Origin of the sequence: Sphingomonas sp. TREG-RG-20F-R18-01, assembly GCF_022662475.1 — a bacterium.
Taxonomy (GTDB): Bacteria; Pseudomonadota; Alphaproteobacteria; order Sphingomonadales; family Sphingomonadaceae; genus Sphingomonas.
In genome coordinates this window covers 191,034-209,776 of record NZ_JAKNQQ010000003.1, presented here as the reverse complement: position 1 = coordinate 209,776, position 18,743 = coordinate 191,034, and the positions used below count along the sequence as shown (strand labels likewise).

The window sequence follows — 18,743 nt, the reverse complement described above, 5'->3', positions numbered from 1 at the left end:
TGTACTCGCTATTCAAGGGATCTCGTTCATGACCACCATCGGACATGTTTTCACGCCCCGCCCGCACCGCAAAGCCCTCCTAGAAACGACCGGTCTCCCCGGCTTGATGCGGATCGCGCTGATTGGCATCCTTGCCTCGGTCGGCATGGGTGGTCAGGCCTATGCCCAGGCACAGCCACTCCCGACCGGTGGATCCGTTACGGCGGGCAGTGCCAATATCGCAACGGGCGCCAACAGCGTCACGGTTACTCAGTCGAGCCATGCCGCCGCCCTCAACTGGCAGAGCTTCGACATCGCTGCGGGCAACAGCGTCAATTTTGTGCAGCCAGACAGCAACTCCGTCGCCCTCAACCGGGTCGTCGGCCCTGACCCGTCGCAGATCCTCGGTAATCTCAACGCGAACGGGAAGGTCTTCCTGGTCAACCCGAATGGCGTTGTGTTCGGTGCAGGATCGCAGGTCAACGTTGGCGGCCTCGTCGCCTCGACGCTGAACATCGCGGACGCCGACTTCATGGCGGGTAAGTACAAGTTCAGCGGCTCCGGCACGGGATCGGTGCTGAACCAGGGAACGATCACGGCGGCAGATGGCGGCTACGTCGCGTTGCTTGGCGGGCGCGTCGCGAATGACGGCACGATTTCCGCACGGCTGGGGACGGTTGCGCTCGCAGGCGGCGAAGCGATCACGCTGGATGTCGCTGGCGACGGTTTGCTGAACGTCGTGGTCGATGCCGGTACGGTTGGCGCACTCGTGCGCAACGGCGGCTTGATCCGCGCGAACGGCGGCACCGTGCTGATGACCACCCAGGGAGCGGGAACGCTGCTCGGCACCGTGGTCAACAATAGCGGTGTCGTTGAAGCTCGCACGATCGATACCCGTGGCGGGACGATCAAGCTCCTCGGCGACATGCAAAACGGGACCGTGAACCTCACCGGGACGCTCGACGCAAGCGCGTCCGATGGCGGCAATGGCGGGTTCGTCGAGACGTCCGCCGCAAGCGTGACGATCAGCGACGCCGCGCACGTGTCGACCCTGTCGCCCGCGGGCGCTACCGGACTGTGGCTGATCGATCCGCAAGACTTCATCATCGGGGCTGGCGGCAACATCTCCGGCGCGACGCTGTCGGCGATGCTGGTTACCAACAGTGTGACCATCAGCACCTTGCCAACGGGTACGGTTACGACGCCGGGCACTCCGCCCACGACGGCAATCGGCACGACCGCGCCCGGGAATGGCGACATCATCGTCAACGACGCGGTCGCCTGGACGGCAACCCCCAGTACGACCACGCTTCGGCTGAATGCGGACCGCGATGTCGTCTTCAACAATTCGGTCAGCGCGACCAATGGCAACATCGTCGCATGCTGCGGCCGCGACGTCGTCGTCAACGCCGCGCTAACAACGACCAACGGCAGCATCCTGCTGAACGCCGGGCGCAACGTAAACGTGCTGGCGGCGATCACAACGACGGACGGCAACATCGCGCTGTGTGCCGGCGTCGATGCCTTTATCGCTGCGTCGGTCACCCTCACCCGCGGTTCGACGATCCCCGCGCAAAGCCTTGGTCTACAACCGGGTCTCCTGATCATTGCAGGGGCTTCGGGGACTGGGCCGGGCGTCGGCGGAGGGACCCTTACGTTCGCCCCGGGAACAGCCCCGGTCACCGTCACCGGTCCGAATGCGGCGGTGATAATCAACTATAACCCCGTCTCTTATTCCGCCCCGACGGATTATTCCGGGTTCTTCACGCTCAGCCTCGGGGCGACCGTGGCGCAGCGCATGCTGGTCTTTCCGGGCAGCACGAAGGTGGCGGACGGAACGACCACCGCTTCGCTGGCCGGTTTCAACGGAACCACGGTCACCGGACTGCCCGCTGGCGTGACCCTGGTTGCCGGTGCCGATGCCAGCGCGACCTACGACACCGCCAGTGCCGGGACGAACATCGGCATCACGTTCTCGGGCTATTCGCTTGCGGGCGCAAATGCCGGGCAATACGCTTTGGCGGGGTCTTGCTGCGTGTCCACCTTCCGGACCAGCGGGACCATCACCCCTGCTGCCGTCGTGACGCCACCGGTTGTAACCCCGCCGGTGGTCACGCCCCCGGTGACGACACCGGTCGACACCCCACCGGTCGTCACGACGCCGGTCGTCACGACGCCCGTTGGATCTACGCCGGTGGTCACCACCCCGGTCGTCGTCGTGATAACCCCCGGCGATACCAGCGGAACCCCGCCGGTCACGATCGTTCCGGTCGGGTCGACGGCAGGGCCGCCCACCGCCCCGCCGGTGGTTCTCCAGCCGGTCCCCGTGCCGGAACGTCCGTATCGTCCGTCGCCGCCGCCGGTCATCATCGTCACCCCGCCGCCGCCGGGCCTGCAGACGTTGCTGCCCCCACCGCCGGTTCAGCCAGTTCCGCCGGTCCAACCGATGGTACCTGCATACCAGGCTCCCCAGCCGCACCCGGCGCGTGTTCTTCCCGCCAAGCAGGCTCGCAACTGACGTGATCGGCCAGCGGCTCCTGGTCTCGGCAGGGATGGCACTCTGTCTATGCCTTCCGGCGGCCGGACAAGCCTCCGTCGTCGGTGCTGGCCAAGCGATGGCATCCGATGACGGCACGCCCCCCGTCCGTGCGCTCGTATCGAGGATCATGACGTCGGGCGATAATCATGCCCGACCATTCCTGATTGTCGACAAAGTCGCGGCCCGGGTTTTCGCGTTCGACGCGTCGGGCAAACTTCGGGACACGAGCCCCGCGCTGCTGGGCGCAGCGCGGGGCGACGTCCCTCCGGCGGGTATCGGCACCCGGACGCTTGCACAGATCGGGCCCGCCGACCGTATCACGCAAGCCGGTCGGTTCGAGGCGCACATGGGCCGCGACCTCCACGAGGATGTGTTGTGGATCGACTATGACAGCGGTCTGTCGCTCCACCGCGTCGTCACGACCAGCCGAAGCGAACACCGCCTGACCCGTCTGGCGACCCCGACCACCGACGATAATCGCGTATCCTTCGGCTGTATCAACGTCCCGCGGATCTTCTACGAAACGGTCGTGGCGCCGCTGTTCAGGCCAGCGGATGGAACCGTCTATATCCTGCCGGAGCAGAAGTCGGTTGCAGCCACCTTCCCGACGCTTACGGATGCGATGGACAAGGCAGGCTGACTGGTCCTGTGTTCCAGGAGTTTGTATCTGCGTGCCGCTGCGTTCGTTCCGGGCGTTGCTGAATTGGATTGATACCCCCGCCCGATGTCTGGTCGCGTAAAACTGTTCTTCGACGGCGGCTGCCTTCCAAATCCCGGCCGCATGGAAATCGCGGTTGTCGCCAAGGGAAAGGTCATGATCCAGGACGATCTCGGTGATGGATCGAGCATGGATGCCGAATGGCACGCGCTGATCGCGGCAGAGCGGATGGCGCGCGATCTCGGGCTGGATCACGGCGGGTATGTCCTGCTCGGCGACGCAGCGGCGGTCATTGCCCAGGTACGGGGGACGCAGCGCTGTCGAGGATCGGGCGATCAGCATCTATCGACCCTCATGGCACTGACGGACGGAGCCCTGCCGCCGATCCGCTACATCAAGCGGACACAGAACCTTGCCGGGATTGCGCTGGCGCGGCGAAACGCTCGCTGACCATGCCCGACACGCTCTACAGCTTTCGGCGATGTCCCTATGCGATGCGCGCGCGCCTCGCTGTGGCCATTAGCGGCCAGGCGGTGGAACTGCGCGAGGTAGCGTTGCGCGACAAGCCGGATGCGATGCTTGCGATATCGCCCAAGGCGACCGTTCCCGTGCTGGCGCTGGCCACGGGTGCGGTCATCGACCAGAGCCTCGACATCATGCGATGGGCGCTCGACCGTCACGATCCCGAACGGTGGATGGAGGGCGATGATGCGACGCTGATCGCGGACTGTGACGATCGCTTCAAACATCACCTTGATCGCTATAAATATCCGGAACGCTTCGATACCGACGCGCTCGCGCATCGATCGACGGCTTGTGCCTGGCTCGCGATGCTGGAGGATCGGTTGGCGCGAAACGGCAACCTGTGCCGTCCCGTCCGCTCGATCACCGATGCTGCGATCATGCCGTTCGTCCGTCAGTTCGCAAGAGTCGACCCTCCGTGGTTCGATCGACAGCCCCTGCCACGGGTACGGGCCTGGTTGCTGGGACATGGCGAATCCCCCTTGTTCGCTGCCGTCATGGAGCGGCACAAACCCTGGAAACCCGGCGACACTCCGATCGTCTGGCCTGCCGGGCGCTGACGGCTAGGCCGGAACGGATCGCCGCGGGTACGGCTTTGCGCTCGGGCACGATGGTGTGTAGCGGCATCTCCCATGTCTGATCCGCATTCCGCATCCGCCCCCTTCACGCTCGGCCTTGATTTCGGAACCACCAACTCTGTTGCCGCGATGGCGCGCGAGGGCATTTCCGAACTGCTGCCGCTCCAGTCGCCACATGGCCCCGACGCGGCGTTCCGGTCGGCGCTGTGCTTCTGGGAAGAGGACTCGGTCGCCGGCGGCATCGCCGCCGAAGCAGGGCCGTGGGCGATCGCGGAATATCTCGAATACCCGCAAGGCAGCCGCTTCCTCCAATCGTTCAAGTCCGTTGCCGCGAACCCGAGTTTCGAACATGCGACCATCTTCGAGCGACGGTATCGCTTCGAGGATCTCGGGCAGACGTTCCTTGCCAAGATGGCCGCACGATCCGGCGGCCTGCTAGAGCGCGCGTCGCGCGTCGTCGTGGGACGCCCTGTAGAATATGCCGGATACCGCCCCGACGCCGCTCTCGCACGGCAGCGCTACGACCTGATGTTCGCCAAACTCGGGACAGACGTCCATTACGTTTACGAGCCACTGGGCGCCGCGTTCAGCTACGCCTCTCGGATCAGCGAGCCGGCAACGATCCTTGTCGCGGATTTCGGTGGAGGCACGAGCGATTTTTCGGCGGTGCGCATCGAGGCGCCCGGCGCGGCGCGGCGCTGCGTGCCGCTGGGTCACGCCGGTGTCGGGATCGCGGGCGACCGGTTCGACGCGCGGATCGTCGACCAGCTGGTCATGCCGCTGCTCGGAAAGGGCACGCCCTATCGATCCTTCGACAAGGTCCTCGAGATCCCGCGCGGCTATTTTGCCGATTTCGCCGACTGGTCGAGGCTGGCGCTGATGCGCAATCGGCGCACGATCGCCGAGCTCGAGAAGCTTCGCAAATCCGCCCTCGATCCGGCGGCGATCGGGCGGATGATCGCCGTGATCGAGGAGGAACTCGGGTTTCAGCTGCACGAGGCCGTCGGACAGGTCAAACGGGACCTGTCGGCGGCGGAGCATGCCAGCTTTCGTTTCACCGGTGGCGGCCTGTCGATCGAGGCGGACGTCACGCGCGCGCAGTTCGAAAGCTGGATCGCGCCCGACATCGCGCGGATCGAGGAAGCCGTCGACCGCGTGCTGACTGTCGCGGCGATCGGCTCGAGGCAGATCGACCGGGTGTTCCTGACCGGCGGTTCGTCGTTGACGCCACGGGTCCGTCGCATGTTCACGGAGCGGTTCGGCGACGATCGCATCGCCACAGGCGGCGAGCTTACATCGATCGCGCATGGGCTGGCGCTGATCGGCGAACAGGACGATCTGGCGGCGTGGTCCGCCTGACCGTCAATACGGCGCGCTACGGCGCGCCCGCTGCGTGCGGGCCGCTTCGGTCCACCACGCGAGATCGTCGGCAAAGCGAGGAAATGCCTTCGCCGCCGCGGCCCCGCCCTCGCCCGATGGCTGGCCGTCGTCGTCGAACGCCTTGCCGATGCCTCCGACCGCAAGGGGCGTCGATGTGACGATCATGCCCATTTCCGAGAGAATCCCGTGCCAGGCCATCGCCCCGCGCACGCCGGCCAGACGCCCCGCCGAATAGCTCGCCACCGCCGCCGGGCGCCAATACCATTCCTCCAGGAAATGATCCGTCAGGTTTTTGAGCCCGGGCTGCACCCCCCAATTATATTCGCCTGCCACGAACACGAATGCGTCGGCGGCGCGGATCTTCCCTGCGAGCGCCTCAAGCGCAGCTGGCGCCGTCCCGGCCTCATACTCCTTGTACATCCGGTCCAGCATCGGAAGATCGATCGCCTTGGCGTCGATCAGTTCGACGTCCGCACCACGCTCCGCGAACGATTGGACGAGATAGTCCGCCAGGCGGATCCCCTGCCGATCCGATCGATAAGAGCCGTAGAAGATCAGGATCCGGTCACTCATGCGTCATTCTCTCGATATACTGCCGGGGCCGCGGCGGAAGCGCAGGGGACACACCGGCACCCCCCGCGCTTCTTGACCACCCGTCCAGCGCCCATAGCGCTTGGCGGCTGGCCACCGTTCCCGTGGATGGGAACATTACCGTGGACACCGTGCGGTGTCCTTTGGCGCTTCTGTCAGAATGCGGCGGTTACGGAGAATAGCACCTTGCCGTTGGCGATGGACTCGCCGTTCTTGGTGCGCGAGAAATTGGGCTGGAGATAGGCCGCCTCCGACCGACTGATATCGGTGTCGACATACGCTGCCCCGAGCGTCACCGGTCCGATCACATAGTCGAGCCCGAGCAGCCAGTCCCAATACTTTCCCGTCGGCGCGACGCTGGTCCCGTTAGGCCCTAGCCCGGGATTGCCGTCCGAATAGCCGATGTGCGCCTTGGCCGTGAGCTTGGTCGTCGGAACGCCGACGCTTGCGTCCCCCCACAGATAGAGGTTGTCCTCGCTTTGCCCCCGACTTTGCGGCGTATTCGAAAAGTTGCCGAGTGCCCGCTGCTTGGGCGCGTAGGCCACCCCGCCCAGCAACGTCGCCGGGCCAAGCGTGCCACTGATTTTGGCATAGGGCTCGGCGAAGTCGGTAGTGTCCGCGCCGCCGGGGTACATGTACCAGGTCACGCCGACATCGATCGTGCCGCTTCCGATCGCGCGTTTGTAGCCACCGATCAGATCGAGTTCGAGATTGGCACCGCCGAACGTACCCCAGCCCGCCAGGTTCGAGCCCCAGAAGCCACCGTAAAACCCGCTTTCATGCGTCAGCGTGGCGCCGCCCTGCAGCGCAAACGCCTCGTCGGACTGAGAGACGCCACGAAAGCGGTAATCCGACACAAGCGCCACAGTGCCGGTAACCGTGACCGGCGGTGGCGGGGCGGTATCCTGCGCAACAGCCGGTACGGCCAGCAGACACAGGGAGACAGCGATACAATGACGAAACATGGGATACCCTTCTGATCCAAGGAAAGGTTCCCGCCTGGGGCCAAGCTGCCGACCCTCTCATCGTCATGGTGGACAATGGGGAACGGTCCGCTCGAACCCGGATCCACTACCATCCATCCGGCACGGCAGCCTTGCTGGCTTGTAACAAAGCATTGCCGCGCCGGGGATCGGGTCAGGCGATCATCGCTGCCAGGCTGGGCGAAGCGCCCGTCAGCTCGACCGGGTTCCCCCCTGCCCGACGCCGCGTCATGAACTCCTTCATCAACTCGGCGCAGGTGTGGTCGACCTTGGTCAGTCCCGAGACGTCCATCCGCACGAACCCATGGTCCGGGCCCCGCAGCGGGAGCGAGTCGAGCGTATCGGACAGTTTGGGAAGGGTGACGAACGTCGCGCTACCCGACAGGGCCATGTCGCCATTGGCGGCCGCGCCCGGCCGCACGACGTTGAGCCGGAGGCGTCGTGCATGCGGCACGAGTTCGAGCAAAGACAACGCGATCCCGACCAATACGCCGGTCAGCAGATCTTCCGTCACGACAACGACCAGGGTCACCGCCCAGATCAGCGCCGGCAAGACCCCATAGCTGTGAAACAGATGTTTGACGTGCGCGAGGCTGACCAGACGCATGCCGGTGATGACGAGCACGGCACCCAGCGCCGCCATTGGGACCTCCCGCAGCAGCCATGGAAGGAGCGCGACGAAACCAAGGATCCAGACCCCGTGCAACATGGTCGACAACCGGGTCGTCGCGCCCGCTTGCACATTGGCAGAACTGCGCACGATCACACCGGTCATCGGCAACGCACCCGCCACGCCGCACAACAGGTTGCCGATCCCCTGCGCGCGAAGCTCCTTGTTGTAGTTTGTCCGAACACCGTTGTGCATCCGGTCGACGGCGGCCGCCGACAGGAGGGTCTCGGCGCTGGCGATGAAGGCGATGGCGAGCGCTGCGACGATGATCGACGGATCCATCCACTTGGCAAGGAACGTCGGTCCGGGAAGCGTAATCGCGGCGACGATCGACTGCGGCACATCGACCCGGTTGATCTGCAGACCCAGGGTATAGGCGGTCAGTGTGCCGATCAGCACCCCGACGAGCGCAGCGGGAACCTGCTTGAGCGCGGCCGGACGGAAACGTTCCCACCCAAGCATCGCGAGGATCGTGAGAACGCCGATCATGAACGCATGCTCGACGTTCGACAGGTTGACCGGCGACAGGCCAAGCAGCCGTTCCGGAATGGCGACGAGGTTCTGCAATCCGCTCGGCAGCGGCTTCGCGTCGAAGAGGACGTGAAACTGTCCGACGACGATCAGGACACCGATCCCAGCGAGCATCCCGTGTACGACCGCGGGCGAGATGGCGCGAAACCATCCGCCCACTTTCAGGATGCCGGCGACCAGCTGGATCAGGCCGGCGAGAATGAGGATCGGCCCGAGCGCGGACAGGCCCTTGTCCCGAACCAGTTCGAATACCACCACGGCAAGCCCCGCCGCCGGCCCGGAGACCTGCAGCGGGGAGCCGGAGAATCCACCGACGATGATGCCGCCGATGATGCCGGTGATCAGCCCCTTCTCGGGGGGAACGCCCGAAGCGACCGCGATGCCCATGCACAGCGGCATCGCGACGAGAAACACGACGATCGACGCCGTCAAGTCCCGCGAAGCAATGGCCAATGTCGGAAGCTTCACACCGAGTGCGGTCATTCCGCCGCCTCCAGGAGAGGCTCGCCGGCCGCAAGCCGCTGTTGCGCCGCGAGCGCGACCGGCATTGGGCGATCGTCGCGAATTTCCTCGAAGCGGCCGGTAATGCCGTCCAGCGCCAGCACCACGCCATTGTGAATGTCGAAGAACCAGCCGTGTAGCGCCAATTCACCGCGGGCAATGCCGGACGCGACCGACGGATGCGTCCGCAGGTGCGCCAGCTGCACGACGACGTTCTCGAGGGCGGCCGCACGGACCTGCTCGGTACCCGCGAGTTCCGGATAGCCATCGCTCACCACGCTGTGTGCAGCGTGACTGTGCCGCAGCCACGCTGCCACATTGGGCATGGTACTCAGCGATGCCGGGTTCATCAGGGCCTTCATCGCGCCGCAGTCCGAGTGGCCGCAGACGATGATGTCGCGGACGCCCAAGGCCATCACGGCGAATTCGACCGTCGACGTCACACCGCCATTGGCAGTGCTGAACGGGGGCACGATGTTGCCGGCGTTCCGGCACACGAAAAGATCGCCGGGGGCGGCCTGGAGTATTTCTTCCGGCACGACCCGTGAGTCCGCGCACGACACGATCAACGCCTTGGGGCGCTGGCCGTTCGCGGCGAGGTTGGCGTACAATTTGCTCTGGTGGGGAAAGACGTTCTTCTGGAAATCGAAGATGCGACCGATGAGCTCGTTCATGGACTTTGCTCCTGCTCTTTACCGCGCTTGGGGACTGCGCGGATTTCACAGGATGAGATAGCCAGCGCCCTTTGCTGCAACGCGGCAGGTTTGTAAAAAAGCGTTTCCGCCGGAATCACGATCAGTGACGGCGCTGCGCAACTGGCCTGGCGGGCTCGGCACCCTTACCGCGATGCTGCCCGGGATCGCGTTATAGGGCGCGCGGCAACCGGATCTCCGCGCGTAATCCTCCCTGCGGCCGGTTGCTCAGCAGCAGGCCCCCCTTCTCGAGCTCGACCGCGCGCAATACGATCGCCAGCCCCAGGCCAAGTCCCTGCGTGTCTCGCCGCCGGGCCGTATCGAGCCGCACGAACGGCTCGAGCACGCTCTGCAACTGCGAATCCGGGATACCGGGGCCGTCGTCCTCCACGCAGGCCGTCACCGTCCCGCTGTCCGTGGCCAGCGAAATCGTAACGTGATCGCCGTGATGAAGGCCATTCTCCACCAGATTGCAAAGAGCCCGCTTCAGACCGAGCTGTCGAAAGACATGATCGAGATGATCCGGCCCGATATAGGTCACCGCACGCCCGTGATCCGCGGCATCGTCGGCCAGCGTTGCACACAGCACGGCCAGATCGGCGAGTACGGGCTTCTCCGGATCGTCCTCGCCGCCGAGAAAGGCCAGCAACGACCCCACCATCGCGTCCATCTCCGCGACATCGTCGAGGATCTCGTCGCGCACGGCATCCGCCCGCACGCTCTCGGCCCGCAACCGCAACCGCGCGAGCGGCGTCCGGATATCGTGGCCGACCGCTGCCAGTGCCTGGGTGCGGTCGGCGATAAGCTGCTGAATCCGGGCCTGCATGCGATTGAAGGCTACGATCACGCGGCGTACTTCGGCCGGCCCTTCCTCCGCGAGTGGCGCCGCCTGCGCAGTACCGAAGCGGTCCGCTGCACTCGCCAGCAGCCGCATCGGACGAAGCGTCCGTCCGATCAGTCCGCCGCCCAGTGCCATCACCACGCCCGCAATGCCAAGGGCGATGAGGATGCGATTTCGCGACTGGTCGAGGCTGTCGATCGCTTCGGCGGTCCGGAAATACAGCCAGCTACCATCCGGCAAGGCCGCCGCGCCCGCTACGAAGGAGCCAGCCAGCGCGGGTTCGAGCCGCATCCGCAACGGGGCGGATTGCAGTACGGGCTCCCACGCCAGCACTTTCGCGCGCATTTCGGAAAGCGCCGGATCGCTGGGTGGCGGAGTCTCGGTCCGCCATGCCATCGCGTAATGTGCCGTCGATACAGATCGCGCCATCGCCGATCGTTCCGCAACCGGATGCTCCGCCATGAGGCGCCGGGCAATCACCAGATGCTCGGCCAGCCGTCGGCCTTCATCGTCGCGGACCGAAAACTGGCTGGCGCGTTCGTACAACACCGTGCTCATCCCGAACTCGACGAGCGTCGCGAACAGCAGGATGGCCACGACCCGTCCGATCAAGCCGAACGAAGGCCGCACGGTGGGCATCAGGAACGCTCGACGGTCGCGTTGAACATGTATCCGACGCCGCGCACCGTTACGATCGGCGGGGGCTGATCACCGACCGAGAGCTTGCGCCGCAGCCGGCTGACCAGAACGTCGACGCTGCGATCGGTGCTGTCGCCCATACGGGTCCGTGACAGTTCGATCAGCCGCTCCCGCGCGATCACCCGGCCTGCGTGGTCGAGCAAGCTGGTCAAGAGATCGAATTCGGCGCCGGTCAGGTCGACCACGGCCCCGCTGGGCGAGCGCAACTCGCGGCGCGGTAGGTTGACGGTCCAACCATCGAAGCGAAGCAACCCCTGCTCGCGATCACGCGCGTCCCGCGGCGCATCGACCCGCCGGAGCACGGCGCGAATGCGCGCTGTCAGTTCGCGCGTGCCGAACGGCTTGGCCAGATAGTCATCCGCACCGAGCTCAAGGCCTACGACGCGGTCGGTCTCACTGCCGCGCGCGCTGACGAAAATGATCGGCACGTTGCTCTGCTGGCGCAGCTTGCGGCACAATTCGATCCCGTCGGTTCCCGGCAACATGATGTCGAGCAGGACGAGATCGACCGGCCCCGCCTCCATCGCAAGCCACATCTCCGGCGCCGATGCGGCAGGCCGAACGAGGTAGCCATGTTCCTGCAACGCACGAGTGGTCAGCGTGCGCAGCGCGGGGTCGTCCTCGACGAGTACGATCGTGGGCGGTGTCGTCATAAGCAGCACATCTAACCGTTCGGGGTTGGAGGGTTCCGGTACGGATACCTACCTGTTCGGTCAACGCACCTCCGGGGCAAGGCGATACCGCCGGCGCCGGGCAACGTTTCCTCACAGATCAGCGAAGGGATGGAAAAACCATCCTCCTATCTCCGCGGAATAGAATTCCACCGGAGATGATCCCCATGTTTCGCACCGCGTTCACGATTGCGGCCGTTCCCGCGCTGATCCTGGCCTTTGCCCCGGCTGTTGCAAGCGGTGGTAAGGATCGCGTGACAAGCCTCTCGGCTACCGAACAGAATGCTTTCGCCCGGTGCCAACTTCGCCAACCTCACATGCAGACCGGCAAGGGCCTGATCTTCCAGCCGCACAATTGCCGCCAGATCGCTCGCGCCGAAATGGCCACGCTTTCGCCGAAGCAGCCCCTGGCTTCGCGCGAAGTCGGGCTCGACTGACCAACCCTCAGCGACCCAAGGAACCGCCGCCCCCTCCCCGATCCTCGGCGGTTTACAAATTGATCCTCAAGGCCCCGGGAAACCGGGGCCTTTTTTCTGCTTACTCGGCTTTCCGGCACGCGTCGGCTAGGCAGGACTATATCTCACGATATATAGCGTGTCGTCGAGCAGAGACAGATCAATGGGGACGACATGCGAACTGGGAATTGGGCCGCGCTGGCATCGGCGGCGGTTTGGGCGATCGGCTATGCGGGTGTGGCGCACGCATGCGATACCGCGGCGCCGCTCTCCTCCGCCACAACCCTCCCTGACGCGCAAACGGCGGCATCCGGCGGAAATATCGTCGTAACGGCACGGCGGCGTGCCGAAAACCTGGAACAGGTCCCGCTCGCTGTATCCGTCGTCGACGGCGGGCTGATCGACCGATCCTATACTGTCAATACGCAGCAGCTCAGCTTGCTGGTACCCAGCCTGGCTTACAGCTCGGCAAATCCGCGCAACACCGCGTTCACGATCCGCGGCCTGGGCAGCAGCGTCGTCGCCGTCAGCCAGGCAAACGACGGCCTCGAACCCGGGGTCGGCTTCTACGTCGACCAGGTATATCACGCCCGCCCGGCCACCGCCGCCTTCGATTTTTCGGATATCGAGCGGATCGAAGTTCTGCGCGGCCCCCAAGGTACGCTGTTCGGGAAAAACACCACCGCGGGCGCGATCAACGTCGTGACCCGCTTGCCGACCTTCACTCCCGAAGCCAGCGAAGAGGTGTCGGTCGGCAGCTATAATTTCGTTCAGGCGAAGGTGTCGGCATCGGGTCCGCTGGTCGGGGACACTCTCGCCTTCCGCCTTTCCGGCGTGACCACCCGTCGGGATGGCTTCATTCGCAATGCCGTCAGCGGCGCGAAGCAGAACGGCATCGGCACTCAGGCGATCCGCGGCCAGTTGCTGTTCCGCCCGACCACGGACGTTTCGCTGCACGTGACCGCGGACTTCACCAATTTCGAGAGCGAATGCTGCACCCAGGTGTATCTGCGCGTCGGACAGAGCCTGCGCCCGGCCGCGCGGCAATATGCGGCACTGGCGGCCGGGCTCAACTATGCCCCCCCGAGCACCAATCCCTATGACCGCGTCACCGACATCGATGCCCCCCTCGGGGTCAACACCAGCGAAGGCGGCGTGTCGGCGATCGCTGACTGGAACCTCGGGTTTGGCACGCTCACCTCGGTCAGTGCGTGGCGCTTCTGGAACTGGGATGCCGCCAACGACCGCGACTATACCGGCCTTCCGATCCAGCAAATCCAGCATATTCCGTCGCGGCAGGATCAGTTCAGCCAGGAACTGCGTCTTGCGTCCAACGGCGAACATCGGCTCGGCTACGTGGCCGGCCTCTACTATTTCGACCAGAAAGTTGTCGGTCGGCCGAACAGCGTCTACGGATCGCAGGCAGCCTACTGGCTGATCGGCCCAACGACTGGCACCGGCGCCAATGCCGTCGCCGTACCCGCCAATCTCCTCGACGGATATGGTACCGACGGCAGTACCCGCCTGAAGGAGGACAGCTACGCCGCCTTCGCCGAACTCAACTACAAGATCCTGCCACGAGTCACGGCCACCGGTGGCCTGCGTTACACCTATGAGGTCAAGGACGGCAATTATGCCACCTTCGTCTTCGGCGGACTGCAAACGAACAACCCCGCGCTATTGAATGCGAAGCTCGGCGTGCTGCGCCCGCAAAGCTACGACGCGCACGACACGGAAAGCAATCTGTCGGGACGTGCCAACCTGGCATGGCAAATGACGGACCGGGTCCTGGCGTACGGCAGCTATGCCCGTGGGTTCAAGTCGGGCGGTATCAACCTTTCGGGCTTGCCGCTGAACACGCAGAACCAGGCCGTCCTGACCACTGCGGTAATCCGCCCGGAACGCAATCAAACCTATGAGATCGGGGTGAAGTCGCAACTGTTCGATCGGCGACTTACGGTGAACCTCGCGGGATACCTGACGGATGTGCGCGATTTTCAGGCAACGCTGGTCGACAGTTCTCAGACGGTCGCCCTGCGAGGTTATTTGTCGAACATCCCGAAAGTCACCGTCAAGGGGGCGGAGGCCGACGTCACGGCGCAGATCACCCGTAATCTGCAACTGCGCGGCAACGTCGCTTATGCGGATGGCCGCTACAAGGACTATCCGGCCGGGCCATGTCCGCTGGAAGTGCAGACCAATGCGACGACCGCCTGCAACCTTACCGGACGGCCGCTTGCGGGCCTGTCCAAATGGTCGGAAACGATCGGATTGAATTATGCGGTGCCGTTCAGGTCAGGCGCCGTCATCCTGCACGGTGATTCGAACTTCCGCACCAGCTATTACAGTGATCCGACGCTATCCAGATACACGCTGATCGACGGCTTCAACCAGACCAACGCCAGCCTCGGGTTCCGGGCGGCGAGCGGGTTGGAAGTCGCGGTGTTCGTGCGCAACCTCTTCGACGCCAACTATATCCAGAACCTGACGATCCAGGCGGGCAATTCCGGCCTCATCCTGGGAACGCCCAGCGAGCCGCGTGTGATCGGCATCACGCTGCGCGCGCGCCAATCGTGACTGCGTAAGTCTACGGATACCGAGCCGCCAGTCAGCGGCGCAGAATGCGGCAACGTCGATTCCACGCCGGCCGATCCTCCCCGTTCGGCCGGCGTGGGGCGCATTTCCGGCAGGAGTATCACCATGGCCCACTTTACCGCTACCGCGCAGGCGCTCCGCCATGTCGTCGTGCTGGGCCATCCCGCCGCGGACAGTTTCAACCATGCGATCGCCGACCGCTATTGCTCGACCGTCCGCGCCTGTGGGCAGGAGGCCGACTTGCGCGATCTGTATGCGCTCGATTTCGATCCGCGGTTGCGCGCCGACCATCGGCCGGGGATGCTCGGCAATCACCTGTCCAACGATGTCTCGCGTGAGCTCGGCCTGTTGCGGCAGGCGGACGTCGTCGTCTTCGTCTATCCTTTGTGGTTCGGAATGCCGCCTGCGATCATCAAGGGGTATGTCGACCGCGTGCTTGGTGCTGCATTGACCCCGGAATCGATCGTCAAGAACATCCCGGACGCGGTGCTCGATGGCCGGACGTTCGCCACGTTCTCAACCTCGGCGACGACGCGGGCATGGCTGGAGGAACAGGGCCAATGGATGTCGCTGCACCAGGCGTTCGATCGCTACCTGTTGTCGATTTTCGGGATGCAGGATGGCGGCCATACCCATTTCGAGGCTGTCGTCGATGACCTCAACCCGCAATATGCGCGCGAAATGCTGCAATCGGTCGAGGAGACCGCGCGCAGGCTATGCAGCACGCTCGCCGCGGCGCGCCATTCGCTCTCGGCGAAGCGTGCCATGGGGGCAATGGTGGACGCCGAATAACGCGCTGACCCGGCGCCAGAGCACAGGGACCTTGTCGCAAAGGCGCGTTACAGGAACAGCTTGCGGATCGACAACCTTACGGTTCGCCCCAGCGGGTTCAAATACCCCGGCTGGTACGCGACGGGCGTCGTGCCGTCGGGACCGGTGACGCGTTGCCGCGAGTCGAACAGGTTGTCGACGGACACCGCCACCCGCATGCCGCGCATCCACGGGTGTGCCTTGACCAGATCGAGCCGCTGCCCGAGATCTCCGAACAGACGGACGCCGACCGTTCCGAGATCCGAAAAACGCAACGTCTGGGGATTGCCGATCGTACCGCCGTTGACGCTCGTCGCGCTTTGCCAATTCGCCGAGAATCGAACGCCTAGCCCGTTGTTGTTGTAGCCTGCCTGCCCTTCGAGCTCGTGGCGTGGCTGGCCACCGCTCGATCCGATTGCGTCGCCGTTGAGGAGGTCGAGCGCCGGGCCGCCCTGCTGGACCAGCACGCGGTCCGTAAAGTGCCACGTGTGGTAGAGCGCGAATTGCAAGCGTCCGCCGGCATTCCCCCGTCCGCCACCGCCGCCGAACCCGCGGCCACCGCCGCCGGGTCCACCGCCCCCCGGTCCACCGCCGCCGGGTCCACCCGCCGGGCCGGCACCGCCCGGGGCGCCAGCTGCACCGGGCGCGCCGCCCGGTGCCCCGTTTTGTTGGGCAAGCCGGGCCAGGCCGCCCGGCAATCGCAATCCCGCAAAGGGATTGGGTCCGGTTCCGGCGCGCCACGCCGCGATCTGCTTTTGCAGCTTGGATTTGAGCGGTGCGGAAAAATTGATGCCCCAGCGCAATTCCGATCGACTGGTCTCCGCAAAGTTGATCGGTCGCGTATCGAGCCGCTGCAGCACGCCACCCGCGTCGCGGACGAAGCGATCCGGGAAGGCGGCTTCGATCGCGGCGGTCGCGGTCGGGAACGCCACGATCGGATTTTCCACGCGCGCCTGGACGTAATTTGCCGACAGCGAAAGCTGCTTGGAACTCCACGGCTTGAGGGTCGCGCCGATCTTCACGGTATGGCCGTTGCTGGCGCGCAGGTTCGGGTTGCCGCCCGAGAGCGTCGTCACCACCGCATTCTGACCAAGGACATAGTCGAACACCGCGATATTGGGCGTCGTAATCTGCGGATTGCCGAGCTGCTGCGGCGTTGGCGCGCCGTCCTGATCGGTCACCGACGCAATGATCCTCAATGGTACGACCGGGGACCAGTTCAGGCCATAACCGATGGTCTTGAGCGTTCCGAAGTCGGAAAGATGATCGACCGCAATGTTGCCGTTGACCGACAGACTGCCGATGGCCGCCAGCACGTCCTTCCCACGGCTGGTCAGCGGGACGTCGACGTTCACCTGGCCGCTAACCGTCTTGCGCGACACGGCGCCGGTCGATGTCAGCGCGGCGCGATACGATCGGCTGCTGAAATCATTGATGTCCCCGCCAAGGTGCACGCTGGTGGTGACGTCGCCGGCGGGAAGCTTGAACAGGCTGCCGTTGAGCAGCGCGTCGACCTGTGTCTCGTTCGACACCGAATACCCGCGGCTGGACGGCAAGGGGCCGATCAGACCGGGCGAAATCGCGCCGAAGGGATTGGCGGAGGGATCGTTCGCCGTCAGGCGCGCCTGGAAGGCGCTGCTGTCGAGGCCGGTATCGGTGAAGGTCTTCGCTTCGCTATGATCGTAGGCCCCGGTCACCGACCATTGCCACGTCCCGATCACCCCGTTGAGTACCGTTCCAAAATGCGCGGCGACGGTCGACCCGTGTTGCGCCAACGGCAAATAATCCCCCGTCAGCGCGCGATCCACCTCGACCGTATTGGCAAATGGCGAAAACGGGTTGCCGGCTGGCAGGGTCAATGCGACCGTCGGCAGCCCCAGCAACGCGTCGCTGCTCGTCGTGCCGAGCGTGGCGTTGACCGTCGCGGACACTTTTCCCAACGTCCGCGCATAGGTCGCGTTGGCGTTGAACGTCTCGGTTTGCGGCAGCAGCGTTCGATAGGGCGTCACGTCGGTCGTATTGGCCCGCCCCGCGGTACCGGCAAAGGCGGCCAGCGAGGGGGTCGCACCGGGCACGCCGGCAATCGTCGCCGCGCCGAGCGCGGGATCGATCGCCGCGCCTGCAACACCCACGACATTTCCGCCGATGGCGAAGGGGGTCGGCGTCCGCTGAATGCCACGCTCATTCTCGGTCAGGGCGTTCGCACCCTGATATTCGAGATGAAGATTAAGCCGTCCGCTCCGCGCGATCTTGAGCAGGTCGAGCTCCCCCTGTGGCGCATTCCGGCCCCCTTCGGTTGCCAGACGGTCGGCCAGTTCGACCGTCGCGGCGCGGAAGCGCCGGCGGAGGACGAAGTTCACCACCTTCTGATCGGCGCGATAGCCGTATTTCAGCGCGACTTCCTCGGGAAGAATGTCGACGCGCTGGATCGCTTCAGTCGGCAAGTCCCGAATTTCCTGGAACCCCGAGATGCGTTTGCCATCGATCAGCACCACCGGCGCGCCGCCGCTGCCCCGATCGCTGCGAATCTGCGGGCTCAGTTCGGCCAGCAATTCGGTTACCGAGCCGACCCCGTAGGAGCGGATGTCCGCGGGGCTCAGTTGCTGCTCGGGCGGAATGTCGCCTACGACGGACCCTGGCTGTTTCGCGCCCTGGACGACGATGTCCGGGCCTTCGTCGCCCCCCTCACCCGCACCTTCGCTCGCCCCGGGCGCCGGAGTCGATGGCTTGGTCGGGGCAGATGCCTGCTGCGCCAGCGCCATGGTGGGCGCCGCAGCGAGGGCCAGCGTCAAAATCACAGTCGATCGCGTCATCTGGTTTCCGGTCTGTTGCGGTGGCGCAAGGATTGTGGTTCGGTAACGATCACTTGTCGCAAGATTGTGCCGGTCGGTAGCGATACCGGCAGCTTTTTCTTTCACCGCGAATGGCCCTGCGAGCCACGCGCTCCAACCGCCCGATCCGGCAGGACAATCCTCCGGCAGCCCATACGCTCGACAACGCGTATCCGAATGCCGGCGACACGCGCGCACCCACCCCCGCCGTGCCTGT

Annotated in this window: 15 protein-coding genes; 8 read left to right on the top strand and 7 right to left on the bottom strand. The window is 65.0% G+C overall.

Features of this window, described 5'->3' with window-relative positions:
• Positions 1-28 precede the first annotated feature (28 nt).
• From L8K25_RS10840 to L8K25_RS10820, 5 genes are all read left to right on the top strand, one after another.
• Entirely contained in the window at positions 29-2,497 is a 2,469-nt protein-coding gene (locus L8K25_RS10840; protein ID WP_242138927.1) for a filamentous hemagglutinin N-terminal domain-containing protein, read from the top strand.
• 97 nt (positions 2,498-2,594) lie between these two features.
• The gene (locus L8K25_RS10835) at positions 2,595-3,158 is read left to right on the top strand and encodes a L,D-transpeptidase (RefSeq protein ID WP_242138926.1); all 564 of its coding nucleotides are present in this window, start codon (positions 2,595-2,597) and stop codon (positions 3,156-3,158) included.
• Positions 3,159-3,332: 174 nt separating this feature from the next.
• Positions 3,333-3,626, top strand: coding sequence for a ribonuclease HI (locus L8K25_RS10830; RefSeq protein WP_347341150.1), 294 nt, complete (start codon positions 3,333-3,335; stop codon positions 3,624-3,626).
• Between the two features lie 2 nt (positions 3,627-3,628).
• Positions 3,629-4,258 (top strand): glutathione S-transferase, encoded by a 630-nt coding sequence (locus L8K25_RS10825; protein WP_242138924.1) that lies wholly within the window; start codon positions 3,629-3,631, stop codon positions 4,256-4,258.
• A gap of 72 nt (positions 4,259-4,330) precedes the next feature.
• Entirely contained in the window at positions 4,331-5,635 is a 1,305-nt protein-coding gene (locus L8K25_RS10820) for an Hsp70 family protein (RefSeq protein ID WP_242138923.1), read from the top strand.
• Positions 5,636-5,638: 3 nt separating this feature from the next.
• On the opposite strand, the gene L8K25_RS10815 is transcribed toward L8K25_RS10820, so the two are convergent.
• The 6 genes from L8K25_RS10815 to L8K25_RS10790 form a co-directional block, all read right to left on the bottom strand.
• The gene (locus L8K25_RS10815) at positions 5,639-6,229 is read right to left on the bottom strand and encodes an NAD(P)H-dependent oxidoreductase (protein WP_242138922.1); all 591 of its coding nucleotides are present in this window, start codon (positions 6,227-6,229) and stop codon (positions 5,639-5,641) included.
• 173 nt (positions 6,230-6,402) lie between these two features.
• The gene (locus L8K25_RS10810; RefSeq protein ID WP_242138921.1) at positions 6,403-7,212 is read right to left on the bottom strand and encodes a TorF family putative porin; all 810 of its coding nucleotides are present in this window, start codon (positions 7,210-7,212) and stop codon (positions 6,403-6,405) included.
• Between the two features lie 172 nt (positions 7,213-7,384).
• Complete coding sequence (locus tag L8K25_RS10805; RefSeq protein WP_242138920.1) at positions 7,385-8,914, bottom strand: SulP family inorganic anion transporter; 1,530 nt, start codon at positions 8,912-8,914, stop codon at positions 7,385-7,387.
• Entirely contained in the window at positions 8,911-9,606 is a 696-nt protein-coding gene (locus tag L8K25_RS10800; protein ID WP_242138919.1) for a carbonic anhydrase, read from the bottom strand. Before L8K25_RS10800 ends, L8K25_RS10805 begins: the two co-directional genes overlap by 4 nt.
• A gap of 190 nt (positions 9,607-9,796) precedes the next feature.
• Positions 9,797-11,107, bottom strand: a complete 1,311-nt coding sequence (locus L8K25_RS10795) for an ATP-binding protein (protein WP_242139263.1) — start codon at positions 11,105-11,107, stop codon at positions 9,797-9,799.
• Positions 11,104-11,817, bottom strand: a complete 714-nt coding sequence (locus L8K25_RS10790; RefSeq protein ID WP_242138918.1) for a response regulator transcription factor — start codon at positions 11,815-11,817, stop codon at positions 11,104-11,106. Before L8K25_RS10790 ends, L8K25_RS10795 begins: the two co-directional genes overlap by 4 nt.
• Before the next feature lie 185 nt (positions 11,818-12,002).
• Here L8K25_RS10790 and L8K25_RS10785 point away from each other — a divergent pair, with 185 nt between their 5' ends.
• The 3 genes from L8K25_RS10785 (at position 12,003) to L8K25_RS10775 (ending at position 15,677) form a co-directional block, all read left to right on the top strand.
• The gene (locus L8K25_RS10785; protein WP_242138917.1) at positions 12,003-12,272 is read left to right on the top strand and encodes a hypothetical protein; all 270 of its coding nucleotides are present in this window, start codon (positions 12,003-12,005) and stop codon (positions 12,270-12,272) included.
• Positions 12,273-12,464: 192 nt separating this feature from the next.
• Positions 12,465-14,867: a TonB-dependent receptor gene (locus L8K25_RS10780; RefSeq protein ID WP_242138916.1), complete on the top strand. Its 2,403-nt coding sequence runs from the start codon at positions 12,465-12,467 to the stop codon at positions 14,865-14,867.
• 123 nt (positions 14,868-14,990) lie between these two features.
• Entirely contained in the window at positions 14,991-15,677 is a 687-nt protein-coding gene (locus L8K25_RS10775; RefSeq protein ID WP_242138915.1) for an NAD(P)H-dependent oxidoreductase, read from the top strand.
• Between the two features lie 47 nt (positions 15,678-15,724).
• Here the strand turns inward: L8K25_RS10775 and L8K25_RS10770 are convergent, their stop codons facing one another.
• Entirely contained in the window at positions 15,725-18,508 is a 2,784-nt protein-coding gene (locus L8K25_RS10770) for a TonB-dependent receptor (RefSeq protein WP_242138914.1), read from the bottom strand.
• Positions 18,509-18,743: the final 235 nt, after the last annotated feature.